Raw genomic sequence first — 15560 nt, 5'->3', positions numbered from 1 at the left:
ACCGGGCAGCCGAGTAGCGCTACACCACCCCCGCAGTCGCCAACCCGCCCTCGGAGAGCGCGCCGCGCCGCTCAGCCGACGGCCCGGCAGAGCGTCGTCCCGTACGCCGACCGTCCGGGCGCCGAGGCTCGGACCACGCGTGCGGCCGACAGGTCACCCGGTCCGGCGGATGAGCGCCAGGTACATCGCGTCCGTCCCGTGCAGATGCGGCCACAGCTGTACGTCGGGACCCTCGCCGAGCGCCGGCACGTCCGGCAGGAGCGGGCGGGCGTCGATCAGTTCGGTGTGCGGGTACTGCTTGAGGATGTCGTCGACGACGGCCCGGGTCTCCGCGAGGTGCGGTGAGCAGGTCGCGTAGCCGACGACACCGCCGACCCGTACGGATTCGAGGGCGGTGCCCAGCAGATCGCGCTGCAGCGGTGCGAACCCTTCGAGGTCCTCCGGGCGGCGCCGCCAACGGGCCTCGGGCCGCCGACGCAGGGCGCCGAGCCCCGTACACGGCACATCCATCAGGACGCGGTCGAAGCTGCCGGGACGCCACGGCGGCCGGGTCCCGTCGGCGGCGATGACCTGGTACGGCCCCGGGTTCCCGGCAAGCGACTTCGCCACGAGTCCGGCCCGGTGCGGCGCCTTCTCCGAGGCAAGGAGCATCGCCCCGCGCTCGGCGGCCACGGCGGCGAGCAGCGCGGCCTTGCCGCCGGGACCCGCACACCCGTCGAGCCACTTCTCGTCCGGCCCGTCCAGCGGCGCGTTGGCGAGGGCCAGCGCGACCAGCTGACTGCCCTCGTCCTGCACCCCCGCACGGCCTTCCTTCACCGCTGCTACGGCCCCGGGCTCGCCGCCCTCGCTGAGCCGCACGGCGTACGGCGACCAGCGCCCCGGCACAGCGGCCTCCTCGCGGAGCAGCTCCTCGGTGGTGGAGCGGCCGGGCCGGGCAACGAGGGTGACCTCGGGCCGTTCGTTGTCGGCCGCCAGCAGGTCCTCGATACCGGCGCGTCCGCCGCCGAGCGAGTCCCAGAGCGCGGAGACGACCCAGCGCGGGTGCGAGTGCACGATGGCGAGGTTGTCCTCGGGGTCGTCGTCGTAGGGCGGCGCGACCCGTTCGATCCAGGTGTCGAGGTCGTCCTGCGCGACCTTCCGCAGCACGGCGTTGACGAACTTGGCCCGCCCGTCGCCGAGGACGACCCGGGCGAGCTCGACGGAGGCCGACACGGCGGCATGCGTCGGGATCCGCGTCCCGAGCAACTGGTGCACCCCGAGGCTCAATACGTCCAGCACCGGCGGGTCGACCTCACGGAGCGGCCGGTCGACGCAGGAGGCGATGATCGCGTCGTAGGTCCCCTGCTTGCGCAGCGTCCCGTACACCAGCTCGGTCGCGAGCGCCGCGTCCCGGGCGTCGAAGTCGCCCTTCTCGCGCGCCTTCCGCAACAGCGGCGGCAGGACGAGGTTGGCGTAGGCGTCCCGCTCGTCCACGGCCCTCAACGCCTCGAAGGCGAGGAAGCGGACGGGGTCCTTCTGCGGCCGACGGTAGGGCTTGCCGGGCTTACGGGGTCGCGGGGACTGCTCACTCACGAAAAAGGTGCTCCGGATTTCTGGCCGAGATGTGCACCCAGCCTACGTCGCACCGCCCCGACCGCGCGCGGGCCGTCAGGCCCTGACACTCCCGAGGCTCTCCCCCGCGCCGATCCGCGCCCCACGCGCCCAGTCCGCCGCGCGCATCGGCTTCTTGCCCTGCGCCTGCACCCACAGCAGCTCGACGGCGTACGAACCGGTGCCCACGTACACGTTGTTCTTGCCGACGGCCAGCGCACCGGGCGCGAGGTCGGTCCGCTCCGGCACCGGCACGACGTGGATGAGCTTGAGCCGCTCACCGCGGAACACGGTCCAGGCGCCGGGGGCAGGGGTGCACCCGCGCACCACCCGATCCACCCTCAGCGCGGGAGCCGCCCAAACCACCTCCGCGTCCTCGACGTTGATCTTCGGAGCGAGGGTGATGCCCTCGTTAGGCTGCGGTACGGCCTTCAGAGTGCCGTCCTCGATGCCGTCCATGGTCGCGGCGAGCAAGCCCGAGCCGGCGAAGGCGAGCCGGGTGAGCAGGTCGCCGCTGGTGTCGGTGGGACGGATCTCCTCGGTGACGGTTCCGTAGATGGGCCCGGAGTCGAGTCCTTCCTCGATCAGGAAGGTGGAGGCGCCGGTGATCTCGTCGCCGGACATGATCGAGTGCTGCACGGGGGCGGCGCCGCGCCAGGCGGGAAGCAGCGAGAAGTGCAGGTTGACCCAGCCGTGGGCGGGGATGTCGAGGGCGACGCGGGGCAGCAGGGCGCCGTAGGCGACGACGGGACAGCAGTCGGGCGCGATCTCCCGCAGCCGCTCCAGGAACTCCGGGTCGCGCGGCTTGACGGGCTTCAGCACCTCGATGCCCGCCTCCTCGGCCCGCTCGGCGACGGGACTCGCCACCAGCCTGCGCCCACGCCCGGCCGGCGCGTCGGGCCGCGTGACGACGGCGGCCACCTCGTGCCGCCCGGAGGCGATCAGGGCGTCCAGGGCGGGAACGGCGACCTCGGGGGTACCGGCGAAGACGAGCTTCATGGGAGGGTTCGGGCCTCTCGGGCGGAGGTGGGCGGGCAGCGCACCAGTCTATGGCGCGTCCCGGCACGAGCGCCCGGCGGCTCACATCCGTCAACTCACCGACGCGCGCAGCGCACACCGGTTCAGCGGGGGCGTACGCATATGCCCTTACGCCCCCGTTGCGTGACCAGCGGAGCGCACACGCGTTGGTCAAGAAAGAGTTGACCACTATGGGCCGCATTCACGCGGCCCGATCCTTTTCAACGCCGGTTCGAGAGGCTTGTTCATGGCCGACCACGCAACCCACGACGCCCAGGCTCGGGCCAGCCTGCACTTGCTGGTGCGGGACATCGAGCGGGTCCGCCGGCAGGTGGACGCACTGCGCACGCTCACCGCCCAGCTGGGCAACGTCTACCGCCCGCGCCGCTCCGGCCCGTCCACGGGCTTCGTCGTCTACGGGCGCGCCCCCGCTCCGACGGTCCGTCTCGCGCAGGAGCTGCGGGACAGTGTCGAGACCCTGGTCACGGCTGCCGTGGACTTCGACCGCTCGCTCGGCTTCTCGTGGGACGCGGTCGGCTCGGCCCTCGGGGTCACCAAGCAGGCGGTACACCGCCGCTACGGCGCCCGCCGCGCCGTTGCCCAGGCGGCGGCCGACGCCGAGCGCACGACCGAGGCGGCGAGCACCCGCCCGGTGGCCGTGAACACCGGCCTCCCGACGATGCCCACCATGCCGACGGTCCCCGCGGCCCGCTCCATGCCGACCCAGCCGACGGCAGGCAGCCCCACCCTCCGCGACGAGGCCAGGCCAACGGCTTTCCCGGGCCCACGCAACGGCTGACCTCCCCGAACGAACCTTGTCTGCCTCCCGGACAAAGACCGGGAGGCAGCTGCATGCCGGAACCACGCACGGTCGACCGCCAACGGCGAGGACCCCCACGGCAAAGGCCCACTTCCCAACGAACGGCGAACGGCCAACGGGCGGTGCGCCGCAGCCGCATGCCGGAACTACGCACAGTCGACCGCCAACGGCGAGAACCCCCACGGCAAAGGCCCACTTCCCAACGAACGGTGAACGGGCGGTGCGCGGGTGGGAGACAATCCGAGGCCGAAGGCCGAGGCTCACCCAATATCCGGCGGATCCACCCGCACACGCACCCGCACCACATCCCCCCCACCCCGAGCCATCCGAGCAGCCTGCGCAGCCTTCAACGCGGCAGCCAACGCACTCCCGCTCCCCGGCCGCACCCGAATCAACGCCCGCTCCCACTCCTCCCCCACACCCGGTCCCCCCACCCGCCGAGGCCCCCCTGCCATAGCAGCCGACACCGGAACCGGCCCCAACACCTCAGCATCAGGCGGCAGTTCAACAGCAGCAAGAAACTCCGCCACAGCCCCAGCCACCCCAGCCACCGCAGCCATCCGAGACACCGGCGGAAACCCCAACTCGGCCCGCTCGGCAAGCTCCCGCACCGCATGCCCCACGGGATCCCACCGCACCAACGCCTGCACAGGCCGCAAGGTAGGTTCCGCAACCACCACCACGGTCCCCCCACCCCCCTGCGCCCGCACCAAGGAACTCGCCGCGATCCACCGCCGCAACGCATCCTCCCCGGCCCGCAGATCAGGCCGCCCGAGCATCGCCCACCCGTCCAGCAACAACGCCGCCGCATAGCCGCCGTCGGCAACCGGCTCGGCCCCCGGCGTACTCACGACCAACGCAGGCGTCCCCGGCACAGTGTCGAGCACCTGCTCCCGCCCGGACGTCCGCACCGGCACCGCAGGAAACGCCCGCCCCAACTCCTCCGCGGTCCGCCGAGCCCCCACCACCTGAGCCCGCAACCGGAACCCCCCGCACTCGGGACAGTGCCAGGAGTTCTCCTCGACCCCGCACCACCCACAGCGCAGAACGCCCGCGTCCTGCCCCTCCAACGGCCCCGCACAGTGCCGACACCGCGCGGCGGCCCGACACTGGGCGCAAGCCATCCGCGGCACATACCCCCGCCGAGGCACTTGCACCAGCACAGGCCCGTGCTTCAACCCCTCCCGCACCGCCTGCCAGGCCAGCGTCGGCAACCGCGCGGCCCGAGCGGCCTCGTCCCGCGCCAAGTCCCCGTCCCCCACAGTCCGTACGAGCGGAGCGGCCCCCCGCACCTGCTCGCGCGACGCGACCAACGGTCGCGCCCACCCACTCTCCACGAGCTGCGCGGCCTCCACCGTGCAACTCCAACTCCCCAACAAAAACCCGCACTTGTCCAACGCGGCCCGCAACAGCAACACCTCCCGCGCATGCGGCTGCGGCGCGTGCGGCTCGCTGTGACTCCCGTCCCCGTCGTCCCAGATCGCGACAAGCCCCAGATCCTGTACCGGCGCGAACATCGCGGCCCGCGTCCCGACGACCGCGCGCACGGACCCCCGCCGCACGGCCAGCCATTGCCGATACCGCTTCTCGGGCCCGGCGTCGGCGGTGAGCAGCGCATGCCGCCCCTCACCCAGCAGCGCGGTCAACGCGGCATCGACCCGCCCGGCGGCCCGCCCGTCCGGTACGACGACGAGCGCCCCACGCCCGGAGGCGAGCGTCGCGGCAACGGCCCGAGCGATCTCCTCGCTCCACTCGGGCCCCGGCAGCGCGTTCCACACCGCGCGCGGCGCACCCCCCGAGGCCAGCGCCTCCAGGAACCCGGCCCCCCGCTCGTACCGCCCCCAGGACCCCGCCTCGGGTACCTCAGGCGGCGGCAACGGCGCGGGCGACGGCTTCTGCTCGGCGCGAGCACTGCGCGGCGGCACGGCGAGCTGCAGCACATCGGCAAGACTCCCGGCATACCGATCGGCAACGGCCCGAGCAAGCCCCAACAACTCTTCACTCAGCACAGGCTCGGGCGACACGACCTGAGCCAGCGCGGCAAGCGGCCCGGAGTAATCCGACTCGGCAAGCCGCTCGACAAGAAACCCGTCGATCAGCCCCCCGCCCTCACGCCGCCCGTCCCGCACCCGATGCCGCCCGGCCCCGAACCGCACCCGCACCCGCACCCCGGGCTGCGCGTCGGCGTCAAGCTCCTGCGGCACGGCATAGTCGAAGTACCGATCAAGATGCAGCACCCCCTTGTCGACGAGCACCCGCGCAACCGGCAACTCCCCGGCCAGCGCGGCCCCCCGCCACGTCCGCGGCTTCGCCTTCGACCCCTTCGCCTGCCGCACACTCTCCCGAATCAGCGCAAGCTGCTCAGGCGGCGCACCCTCCGCCCCGCTGCCCCGGTCCCCGTCCTCGCTGCTCACGCCTGCATTCTTACCAAACGCGACTGACAACCGAGGTCGGCCCGAGATCATCACGGCCTCGGATCGCTTACGTCCCCAGGCGTTTCCACATTCGGCCGCTCGACCACTCGGGGTCCAGGACCCGAAGCAGGCTTCGCATCCGGTACCAGAACTGGAAACAGGAAACTCCGCCGACGGTCTTGCTCGCTCCGCCTCGCACGCCCGACGCTGGACGCGACGACGGGCGGTCCAGCGCATCGGCGGCGTCGGCATGAGGGGGATCACATGGTGGAGCAGCCATCTGTGTTCGGGGCCGAACTGCGCCGCTTACGCATCGCCGCCGGACTCACGGTGGCACAGTTCGCTTCTGCGGTGCACTACAGCAAGAGCCAGATCAGCAAGGTGGAGACCGGTCAGCAACGAGCGACGCCCGAGTTGGCTCGCCCGTGCGACGCGGTGCTCGGCGCGGGCGGCGCTCTGGCCGCGCTCGCTCCCGCACGCGGCCGCCGTCGCCGAACCGTTCAGCTCCCCGCCCCCGCCCCGACACGAGCTCTACGAGACGAGCCGAACGAACAGTCCGGCCACACCCCTTGGCCGTCGCCGACACGTCGCGAGCTGATGACCGCCGGCGCGGTGTCCGCGTTCGAGATCGGAGCCGCCCGCCTCCTTCAGCCCGCCGCCACGGACCAGCCCCTGCTCGACGCCTACCGCAGACTTTTCGGGCAGTATCGCCGCATCGGCCAGGTGTCACCGCCGCGAGCCATGCTGCCGACACTGGCCGAACAGACCAGCGCGCTCACCGAGTTGGCGGCGGGAACCGGCGGTCGCACAGGTCAGAGCCTGCTGTCTCTCTCGGCACGCTTCGCGGAGTTCACCGGTTGGATGGCGCAGGAAGCGGGCGACGAAGTGGCCGCCATGCGGTGGACCAGCCACGCCGTGGACATCGCCGAGTCGGCCGGCGACCGTCAACTGGCCTCGTACGCCTTGGTCCGGCGCGCTCTGATCACCTACTACCGGGGGGAGTCGGCCGACACCGTCCAGTTCGCGGAAGGCGCGCTGAGCAGCCGCCTGGCACCTCGTATTCGCGCACTGGCGGCGCAGCGCGCGGCCCAAGGACATGCCCTCGACGGGGACTACGACGCCTGTATGCGCCGTCTCGACCAGGCCCGCGTGCTGTTCGGGTCGGCCGCCGCCGAAGCGCCCGAGGCGGACACCCCTGTTCTCGGCCCCACGCACCTCGGCGACCCGGTGGCCATGGTGACCGGTTGGTGCCTCGTGGATCTCGGCAGGCCTCGCGAGGCAGCCGATGTTCTCGACGTGGAGTGCGCCCGCCTTCCCGCGCACGCCCTGCGGACCCAGGCCCGGTACGGGGCCCGACGTGCTCTCGCCCACGCCTTGGCCGGAGAAATCGATCACGCCTGCGCGCTCACCAGTCGTCTGGTGCGGAATACCGCCTGTGTGGGTTCCGAGACCATAGCGACCGACCTGCGTCGCCTCGCCCGCGTCCTCGCCAGGCACCCCCGTCATCCCGCTTACCGGGCCGTAGCGTCCTCGCTCGCTGCCTCCCTCACCCCGCCGGAACTCTGACCGGCACCGTCCCCAGGCCGAGAGGTGATTTGGTCATGCCCGAAATCTTCATCAACTACCGCACCAACGACGGCGAACAGGCCGCGGCGACGCTCGACAACGCGCTCCGCGTCCGCTTCGGCGACGAACACGTCTACCGCGCCAGTCGGTCGATCAAGCCCGGCACACGGTTCGACGACGACCTGATCAAGAACGTACGCGGCAGCTCCGTGATTCTCGTCCTCATCGGCGATCAGTGGATGGACAAACCCGCGCTCGGCACGGACGAGGACTGGGTCACCAAGGAAATCCTGGAAGCGTTCCGCTACGACCTCCGAGTCATCCCTGTCCTCCTCGGCCGCCGCACGGAACGGCCGGCCAAGCGCGAGCTGCCCGCCTCCCTCATGTGGCTCTCCAGCTGCCAGACCCTCCGCTACGACCACCAGAACGACGAGGCCGACCTCAAGCGCATCGGCGACTCCCTCGCGGATCTCGTCCCCGAACTCGCAGCCGCGGACCGCACCGCCGCCCAGCCGGAGACGCCCGCCGAAGCCGGCAACGCCACGGGCGATCTCCACGAGTCCCGTGTGGTGCAGACGGACGGAGGCTCAGGCAATGTCGTCCGCATCGGCCCCGACAACTCCCGTCACCACACCAAAAAGGTCCATCTGAACGGCACCGGCTCGACCCTTGCGGAAAGGGACATTCGCGGCGGCATCCGCCAGAACTTCGGTGCCACACCGCCCTCCGAGGACGACCAGCGATGAGCGACGAGCCCGGTTCCTCGGCCGACGAACCGGGCGAGTCGAGAGCGACAGGCGGTTTCCGCGACCAATACATCACCTACGTCAACACCGGGCGCGAAGGCCTCCTGGAGTCACCGGCCGCTCCTCCCCGTCAGGTCGCCGAACAGCAGTTGCTCCGTCTCCAGCGACGGTTCACCCGCCCCTCCGGCATCAATGACGCCTACGACACGCTGGAGCGGAACAACATCGTCTTCCTCGACGGCACCCGAGGGAGCGGCAGGACGACAGCGGCCCGGGTTCTACTGCGAGAGCTGCCGCGTGGCACTGGCCGGTACCACGAGATCAGCACCGTAGCGAAGGGAAAGTCACCCGAAATCCTCACCCCCGATCTCGTCGAGGAAGAGGACCGGATGCTGCTGGACCTGTCGCCGGTGAACGAGACCTTGTGGAAGCAGTACCACGACAGACTTCTGGGCTTTCACAAGACGCTGGTGGACAAGCGCGCGTTCCTGGCGGTAGTGCTACCGCATCAGTACGCCGACCAGTTGAGCGCGGACTTCATCGAGTACCGCAAGACGGTCGACCGTCCCGACGGCCTGGAGGTGTTGATCGCCCACCTGCGAGTTCATGGCGTGGCCATTCGCCGGCCCCGGCCGACTTCGCAGGTGCTGAGTGACTATCTGGGCATCAGTCCGCCCATGCGGGAACTCGCACGGCTGGCCGATCTCATCCTGGAGGCACGTGAGGCACTCAGGGGCGACGGCTCCTTCACCGACTGGTGCGAACTGGCGATCGCGGCGCGGACCGCCCGCGCCGAGGAGGTCGATTCCTTCGTCCCCGAACTACGCAAAGGCGCCCAGCGTGCCCTGCTCCTGACGGTTGCGATGCTGCACGGCGCCCCCGCCGACGCGATCCACCGGGCGGCTGTCCTCCTTCAGGAGATCCTCGGCATCCCGTCCGACACCCGTCCGCTCCTTGAGCACAAAGGACTTGCCGAGCGCCTGCGGAAGGTGGGCGCGGCCCGCGACACGTCGGCCTGCGTACATTTCGAGAAGCTGCGTTACGACCACGCCGTGCGCCGTCATTTCTGGCTGAACATGCCCGATCTTCGCCAACCGCTGCGGAGTTGGGTGAACCGCGTGCTCTCCCTTCCCGAACTCCCCGCCGCCGATCACGAGCGACTGGTCGTCCGCTTCGCGGAGTTGTGTCTGACGACGAACGGGGTGGCGGATCTCCTCGACACAGCCTGGTATTGGGCGGGGAAATCGGATGGCCGGTCGACGTATCTGCAGGCGTCAGCCGAGTTGCTCGGTTGGGGGGTTCGCAACGAAGAGGTCAGTCTGGGGTTCCGCGTTCAGATCTACCGCTGGTCACTGCGGACGATGGCGGACGGACCGCGCAGGGTCCTGATCGAGGTGTGCCTCAAGGTCATGTCGGTCTACTACCCGGAGCAGGCCGTGGTCCGACTGCACCATCTGGCCCGGGGCGAACCTCCCGGCCGGCGTCCGGCTCGTGACGCACTGCTGGGATTCGTGGCGCAGGATCCGGGGCTGCTGCGTTACCTCCTCTACCGCCTGGTCGTGTTCCCTTCGACGCGGCCCGGGCACAGGGAGTTCGACGTCCGGCTCTTCCTCGATCTCACCACCGTGCCGACCCGGCCGCCGCACGCTTTTCTGCGGGGCTCCTCGACCCGTGGCTGGCTCACGGTGTGCTGGACCGACGTGTTCCAGCACGCCAAGAACAAGACCTGGCGCCCTTACCTGGAGCGGTGGATCACTGCCGCGGACACGGCCGACGATCCGGCGATCATCCGTCATGCCCTCGATGTGCTGATCACCGCCGCAGCGGACGACTATCCCGCCCTCAGCCAGATCTATCTGACAGCCCGGACGTCTCTCTCCGTCGACAAGACGGAGCATCTCCTGTCCGCGATCAGCGAGGTCCAGCGCGCACGTATGTCACAGCGGAATAAGCCGCAGGAGGCTCCGTCATGAGTTCCGGTCAGAAGACCGTTTCCGTCTTCCTGATGCTGATCAGTTCGATACTCGTCCTGATCCTTGGCCTCTACGTGGTTTGGCCGCCATGGGCCTGGCCCATCGCTGTCGTCCTGCTGGGCGCTTCCTGGGCGGGGGCCACCTTCTCGGCGGCGCGGGCGAACCGGGGGAAACTGTTCCCCGACACCGTGACGGCGCCGCCGGTCCCGGAGGTGGAGCGTCGCGAGCTGCTCATCAAGAGCGTCGCGCTGCCCAGTTCGATGGACGACTACGACTTCCTCCTCTCGGCGACCATCCGGTGGTGCCCCGAGAAACCGTACGCACAGGAGTCCGGTACCCATCACGGGGGACTGGCCGTGGAGGCAATACTCGCCCGCGCCCGGGAGGTGACGGTGTCGCGTAACCCGTTCCGCAGCTCGCTGGTTCAACACGAACTGAGCGGCGCGCTGGCGGAGATGCACCCGGACCGTACCGAACACGTCCGGGCGATGGCCCTGGACGTCGTGCTCACACTCTCGGAGGAGGACCAGCGCCGCCTGGACCGTCTCGCCGCCATCCGAAAGGACGAGGAGGTCTGGAGGCACGAGCGCAAGTACGAGAAGGACCGGCGGGCCTATCTGGGCGGCGACGTACTGCTGGACACAGGAAGCGCGGTCGTCTGGTGGCTGACGAAGAACGACGACCAGGTGGAGAAGACAGTCAAGGACATCGGGCTACTCGCGCGGCTCACCTCGGCCGCCAACAACGAGCAGGTCGCCGAGCCGTTCCGGCACCTCGTGCCGGAGGCCTTCCCGAAGGAACCCGCCACCGAGACGGAACGCGGACCGGCCGACCTGTTCACCGACTTCTTGCGGCAGGTGGGCTTCTCGCCCGGTGACGACGAATGCGTGATGATCGCCGACCAGGTGGCGATGGCCATCAAGGACAAGGACTCGGACGCGGCGGAAGAGATCCGCACGCTGTTCGCCCCACCTCCCGTTCCACTCGCCGAGAACGGGGACGGGAACGGGGACGATCCCGACAGCCCCTCGACCGACATCGAACCCGTCACCGAGGCGTAGGCCCCGTTCGACACGAACGAGGCCCGGCTCCCCCAGAGGGAAACCGGGCCTCGCAACACCTGATGGCGCAGGACCTACAGCCCCGCAGCCTTCCGCAGCGCGTCCACGCGGTCCGTGCGCTCCCACGTGAAGTCGGGGATCTCACGGCCGAAGTGGCCGTACGCGGCGGTCTGGGCGTAGATCGGGCGCAGCAGGTCGAGGTCGCGGATGATGGCGGCCGGGCGGAGGTCGAAGACCTCGTCGATCGCCTTCTCGATCCGGTCGGTGTCGACCTTGGCGGTGCCGAACGTCTCGACGAACAGACCCACCGGCTCGGCCTTGCCGATCGCGTACGCCACCTGCACCTCGCAGCGCGAGGCGAGGCCCGCGGCCACGACGTTCTTCGCGACCCAGCGCATGGCGTAGGCGGCGGAGCGGTCAACCTTGGACGGGTCCTTGCCCGAGAACGCGCCGCCGCCGTGGCGGGCCATGCCGCCGTACGTGTCGATGATGATCTTGCGGCCGGTCAGGCCGGCGTCGCCCATCGGGCCGCCGATCTCGAAACGGCCGGTCGGGTTCACGAGCAGGCGGTAGCCGTCGGTGTCGAGCTTGATGCCCTCGTCCAGGAGCACCTTCAGCTCGGCCTCCACCACGAACTCGCGGATGTCGGGGGCGAGCAGCGACTCCAGGTCGATGTCGCTCGCGTGCTGCGAGGAGACGACCACGGTGTCGAGGCGGACGGCCTTGTCGCCGTCGTACTCGATGGTGACCTGGGTCTTGCCGTCGGGGCGCAGGTACGGGATGGTCCCGTTCTTGCGGACCTCCGAGAGGCGCTTGGCGAGGCGGTGCGCCAGGAAGATCGGGAGCGGCATCAGCGTCGGCGTCTCGTCCGTCGCGTAGCCGAACATCAGGCCCTGGTCGCCGGCGCCCTGCTTGTCGAGCTCGTCGTCGTCGCCCTCGACACGGTTCTCGTACGCCGTGTCGACGCCCTGCGCGATGTCCGGGGACTGCGCGCCGATGGACACCGAGACGCCGCAGGAGGCGCCGTCGAAGCCCTTCTTGGAGGAGTCGTAGCCGATCTCCAGGATCTTGTCGCGGACGAGCTGCGCGATGGGCGCGTAGGTCTTGGTGGTGACCTCGCCGGCCACGTGGACCAGGCCGGTGGTGATCAGCGTCTCGACGGCGACCCGGGAATTCGGGTCCTCCCGCAGAAGCGCATCGAGAATGGTGTCGCTGATCTGGTCAGCGATCTTGTCGGGGTGACCTTCGGTCACGGACTCCGAGGTGAAAAGGCGACGGGACACAACGCTCCCTGAGGTTGCAGCGGCTGCTGGCTGATCATTGGCGGACGGGACGGGAGCTGCGCCCGACGTCGTCCGAGAACAGTTTATCGGTCGCGGTCGACAGACGGTCCCCCTGTCTCGACTCTCGGGAAGTGCTGTGACCTGCGGCACGCGCATTTTGCCCAATGGCGAGTGCCGTTGGCCAGAGGCGCCACGCGCCAATGTCAGGTTTCAGCGAACCGATAAACGGCTGAAACAAATCAGTTCAGGCGGTGCGCGACAAGATCCCACACGATCTCGGCCAGTGCTTCCTTCGGGCCGTGGGGCACGGTGGTCTCGCTGCCGTCGGCGCCCAGCACGACCGCCTCGTTCTCCTCGGAACCGAAGGTCTTGCGCTCCCCCACCTCGTTCACCACCAGCAGATCGCACCCCTTGCGTGCCAGCTTGGTACGGCCGTTGGCGAGGACGTCATCCGTCTCGGCGGCGAACCCGACGACCACCTGTCCGGGTCGGGCCCGGTCGGCGGAGATCTCCGCGAGGATGTCCGGATTCCGCACCAGGACGACGGGCTCGGGGTTCTGGCCGTCCTTCTTCTTGATCTTCCCGGTCGCGTACTCGGCCGGTCGGAAGTCGGCGACCGCTGCGGCCATGACGACCGCGTCCGCGTCCGCGGCGGCCTTCAGCACCGCCTCCCGCAGCTGAACGGCGGTCCCGACGGGGACGACGTCCACGCCCGCCGGGTCCGGCAGTCCCGTGTTCGCCGCGAGCAGGGTGACCCGGGCGCCCCGGGCGGCGGCGGTGCGCGCGAGGGCGTACCCCTGCTTGCCGGAGGAGCGGTTGCCGAGGAAGCGGACCGGGTCGAGGGGCTCGCGGGTGCCGCCGGCGCTGACGACGACGTGCCGTCCCTTGAGGTCGGGTTCGGTGACGCCCCGCGCGAGCACCCGGCGGCAGACCTCGAAGATCTCGGCGGGGTCGGGCAGCCGGCCCTTGCCGGTGTCGACGCCGGTGAGCCGGCCGACGGCCGGTTCGATCACTACGGCGCCGCGGCGGCGCAGCGTCGCCACGTTCTCCTGGGTGGCCGGGTGTTCCCACATCTCCGTGTGCATGGCGGGCGCGAAGACGACCGGACAGCGGGCGGTGAGAAGGGTGTTGGTGAGGAGGTCGTCGGCCAGGCCGTGGGCCGCCTTCGCGAGCATGTCCGTCGTCGCCGGTGCCACGATCACCAGGTCGGCACTCTGGCCGATGCGCACGTGCGGGACCTCGTGGACGTCGTCCCACACCTCGGTCGAGACGGGGTGCCCGGAGAGCGCGGACCAGGTGGCGGCGCCGACGAAGTGCAGGGCGGAGGCGGTGGGGACGACACGGACGTCATGGCCCGACTCCGTCAGTCTGCGCAGCAGCTCACAGGCCTTGTACGCGGCGATACCACCGCTGACCCCCAGAACGACCTTGGGCTTGTCCACCGTCTCTCCCCGAACTCGGAAACGTGCGTGCGACTCGTGCGATCCGTACGACTCCATGACACACCACAGGCCCGACAGTCGCTGCCGGGCCTGTGGATAAAGCTGCTGCGTCTCAGGTCGCGGGGCCCTCGACGGCCTCGGAGGTCAGCAGACCCGCGTTGATCTCGCGCAGGGCGATGGAGAGCGGCTTCTCGTGGACGTGCGTGTCGACGAGCGGACCGACGTACTCAAGGAGGCCCTCGCCGAGCTGCGAGTAGTACGCGTTGATCTGACGGGCGCGCTTGGCGGCGTAGATCACGAGGCTGTACTTCGAGTCCGTAGCCTCAAGGAGCTCGTCGATCGGAGGGTTGATGATGCCCTCGGGAGCGGTGATGGAAGAGGACACGCTCTGCCTTCCGAAAGATGGGATGAGATCGGAAAAACGATCACACAACTTCCATCAAGGCTAGCAGCTCGCGCGCTACGTCCTCGACGGAGGTGTTGACCAGGGTCGCGTCGAACTCGGGCTCCGCCGCCAGCTCGACCTTGGCCGCCTCCAGGCGGCGGGCGATCACCTCGGGCGGCTCGGTGCCCCGTCCGGTGAGCCTGCGCACCAGCTCCTCCCAGGAGGGAGGAGCCAGGAACACCGAGTGGGCCTCGGCCATGGAGTCGCGGACCTGACGGGCACCCTGGAGGTCGATCTCCAGCAGGACCGGCACGCCGGACTCCAGGTGCTCCAGCACGGCCGCGCGCGGCGTGCCGTAGCGGTTGCCGGCGAATTCGGCCCACTCCAGCAGCTCGCCGTTGGCGATCAGCTTGTCCATCTCATCGTCGCTGACGAAGAAGTAGTGGACCCCGTGCTTCTCACCGGGGCGGGGCTTACGGGTCGTCGCCGACACCGAGAGCCAGACCTCGGGGTGTTCCTTGCGCATATGGGCGACGACCGTGCTCTTGCCGACCCCAGAGGGGCCGGAGAGCACGGTCAGCCGCGGACGTACGTCCGGGGGCTCGGGGGTCGTCCCCCGGAATGTTGCAGCCATGCAGCGATTATTCCAGCAATCCCGGTGTGCCCGGGACTCCCGGTCCGGAGTACCCGGACTCAGGAACCAGTGCTGCCGAACTCACGCTCCAGGGAGGCGATCTGGTTGGAGCCGAGGCCACGCACACGGCGGCTCTCGGAGATGCCGAGTCGCTCCATGATCTGCTTGGCGCGGACCTTGCCCACGCCAGGCAGGGACTCAAGCAGCGCGGAGACCTTCATCTTGCCGATGACGTCGTTCTCCTGGCCCTGCTTGATCACGTCATGCAGGGAGGCGCCGGAGTGCTTGAGTCGATTCTTGACCTCGGCCCGCTCCCGGCGAGCCGCGGCGGCCTTTTCGAGCGCGGCTGCGCGCTGTTCAGGGGTAAGGGGCGGAAGAGCCACGCCTACGTCACCTCGGATGTCGAACTGTCGGATACGGACCGGTGAGGAACCTAGTCGCCCCACACCTGGGGAGCTACGAGCAACACGCTTGCCCGTTAACTCTGCTCGGAGACTAGCGGCCAAGGGCGCCAGAGTCAGCGAGAACAGAGGAAAAGTCCTGGTCAGCCTGCGCCAGGCCGGACATTTCCGACATAACGCCCCCGATTTGAGGATGTATTCAGACTCAAGTCGCTCCGGAGTCGCCCG

General features: G+C 69.8%; 13 protein-coding genes. 5 read left to right on the top strand and 8 right to left on the bottom strand.

Features of this window, described 5'->3' with window-relative positions:
* Positions 1-153 precede the first annotated feature (153 nt).
* Positions 154-1572, bottom strand: a complete 1419-nt coding sequence (locus AB0I69_RS17700; RefSeq protein ID WP_363096534.1) for a transcription antitermination factor NusB — start codon at positions 1570-1572, stop codon at positions 154-156.
* 75 nt (positions 1573-1647) lie between these two features.
* Entirely contained in the window at positions 1648-2589 is a 942-nt protein-coding gene (fmt, locus tag AB0I69_RS17695) for a methionyl-tRNA formyltransferase (RefSeq protein WP_363096533.1), read from the bottom strand.
* A 265-nt stretch (positions 2590-2854) separates the two neighbouring features.
* Here fmt and AB0I69_RS17690 point away from each other — a divergent pair, with 265 nt between their 5' ends.
* Positions 2855-3406 carry a hypothetical protein gene (locus AB0I69_RS17690; protein WP_363096532.1) on the top strand — a complete coding sequence of 184 codons (552 nt, stop codon included), beginning with the start codon at positions 2855-2857 and terminating at the stop codon, positions 3404-3406.
* Positions 3407-3687: 281 nt separating this feature from the next.
* Here AB0I69_RS17690 and AB0I69_RS17685 read toward each other — a convergent pair whose 3' ends face one another.
* A complete protein-coding gene (locus AB0I69_RS17685) occupies positions 3688-5841 on the bottom strand; it encodes a primosomal protein N' (RefSeq protein ID WP_363096531.1) in 2154 nt (717 codons plus the stop codon).
* A 264-nt stretch (positions 5842-6105) separates the two neighbouring features.
* Here AB0I69_RS17685 and AB0I69_RS17680 point away from each other — a divergent pair, with 264 nt between their 5' ends.
* From AB0I69_RS17680 to AB0I69_RS17665, 4 genes are read left to right on the top strand one after another with little or no spacing between them, the layout of a single operon-like run.
* Positions 6106-7407 carry a helix-turn-helix transcriptional regulator gene (locus AB0I69_RS17680; RefSeq protein WP_363096530.1) on the top strand — a complete coding sequence of 434 codons (1302 nt, stop codon included), beginning with the start codon at positions 6106-6108 and terminating at the stop codon, positions 7405-7407.
* 35 nt (positions 7408-7442) lie between these two features.
* Complete coding sequence (locus AB0I69_RS17675) at positions 7443-8153, top strand: toll/interleukin-1 receptor domain-containing protein (protein ID WP_363096529.1); 711 nt, start codon at positions 7443-7445, stop codon at positions 8151-8153.
* Entirely contained in the window at positions 8150-10126 is a 1977-nt protein-coding gene (locus tag AB0I69_RS17670; protein ID WP_363096528.1) for a hypothetical protein, read from the top strand. The genes AB0I69_RS17675 and AB0I69_RS17670 overlap by 4 nt, the downstream gene beginning before the upstream one ends.
* Positions 10123-11187 carry a hypothetical protein gene (locus AB0I69_RS17665; RefSeq protein ID WP_363096527.1) on the top strand — a complete coding sequence of 355 codons (1065 nt, stop codon included), beginning with the start codon at positions 10123-10125 and terminating at the stop codon, positions 11185-11187. Before AB0I69_RS17670 ends, AB0I69_RS17665 begins: the two co-directional genes overlap by 4 nt.
* A 74-nt stretch (positions 11188-11261) precedes the next feature.
* Here AB0I69_RS17665 and metK read toward each other — a convergent pair whose 3' ends face one another.
* The 5 genes from metK to AB0I69_RS17640 form a co-directional block, all read right to left on the bottom strand.
* Positions 11262-12470, bottom strand: a complete 1209-nt coding sequence (gene metK / locus AB0I69_RS17660) for a methionine adenosyltransferase (RefSeq protein WP_363096526.1) — start codon at positions 12468-12470, stop codon at positions 11262-11264.
* Positions 12471-12709: 239 nt separating this feature from the next.
* Positions 12710-13912 (bottom strand): bifunctional phosphopantothenoylcysteine decarboxylase/phosphopantothenate--cysteine ligase CoaBC, encoded by a 1203-nt coding sequence (coaBC, locus tag AB0I69_RS17655; protein ID WP_363096525.1) that lies wholly within the window; start codon positions 13910-13912, stop codon positions 12710-12712.
* A 112-nt stretch (positions 13913-14024) separates the two neighbouring features.
* Complete coding sequence (rpoZ, locus tag AB0I69_RS17650; protein ID WP_019059732.1) at positions 14025-14297, bottom strand: DNA-directed RNA polymerase subunit omega; 273 nt, start codon at positions 14295-14297, stop codon at positions 14025-14027.
* 40 nt (positions 14298-14337) lie between these two features.
* Positions 14338-14931: a guanylate kinase gene (gene gmk, locus AB0I69_RS17645; protein WP_363096524.1), complete on the bottom strand. Its 594-nt coding sequence runs from the start codon at positions 14929-14931 to the stop codon at positions 14338-14340.
* A 59-nt stretch (positions 14932-14990) separates the two neighbouring features.
* Positions 14991-15314 carry an integration host factor gene (locus AB0I69_RS17640; RefSeq protein ID WP_019059734.1) on the bottom strand — a complete coding sequence of 108 codons (324 nt, stop codon included), beginning with the start codon at positions 15312-15314 and terminating at the stop codon, positions 14991-14993.
* Positions 15315-15560 lie beyond the last annotated feature (246 nt).

Source organism: Streptomyces sp. NPDC050508, from assembly GCF_040655155.1.
Taxonomy (GTDB): Bacteria; Actinomycetota; Actinomycetes; order Streptomycetales; family Streptomycetaceae; genus Streptomyces.
The sequence above is the reverse complement of the archived record's forward strand: the minus strand, read 5'-3'. Positions and strand labels throughout refer to the sequence as shown.

What these genes read in the sequence shown, in the direction of transcription:
- fmt (WP_363096533.1), bottom strand. Translation starts at nt 2,589, where the DNA reads ATGAAGCTCGTCTTCGCCGGTACCCCCGAGGTCGCCGTTCCCGCCCTG.
- AB0I69_RS17665 (WP_363096527.1), top strand. Translation starts at nt 10,123, where the DNA reads ATGAGTTCCGGTCAGAAGACCGTTTCCGTCTTCCTGATGCTGATCAGT.
- AB0I69_RS17670 (WP_363096528.1), top strand. Translation starts at nt 8,150, where the DNA reads ATGAGCGACGAGCCCGGTTCCTCGGCCGACGAACCGGGCGAGTCGAGA.
- gmk (WP_363096524.1), bottom strand. Translation starts at nt 14,931, where the DNA reads ATGGCTGCAACATTCCGGGGGACGACCCCCGAGCCCCCGGACGTACGT.
- AB0I69_RS17690 (WP_363096532.1), top strand. Translation starts at nt 2,855, where the DNA reads ATGGCCGACCACGCAACCCACGACGCCCAGGCTCGGGCCAGCCTGCAC.
- AB0I69_RS17675 (WP_363096529.1), top strand. Translation starts at nt 7,443, where the DNA reads ATGCCCGAAATCTTCATCAACTACCGCACCAACGACGGCGAACAGGCC.
- AB0I69_RS17680 (WP_363096530.1), top strand. Translation starts at nt 6,106, where the DNA reads ATGGTGGAGCAGCCATCTGTGTTCGGGGCCGAACTGCGCCGCTTACGC.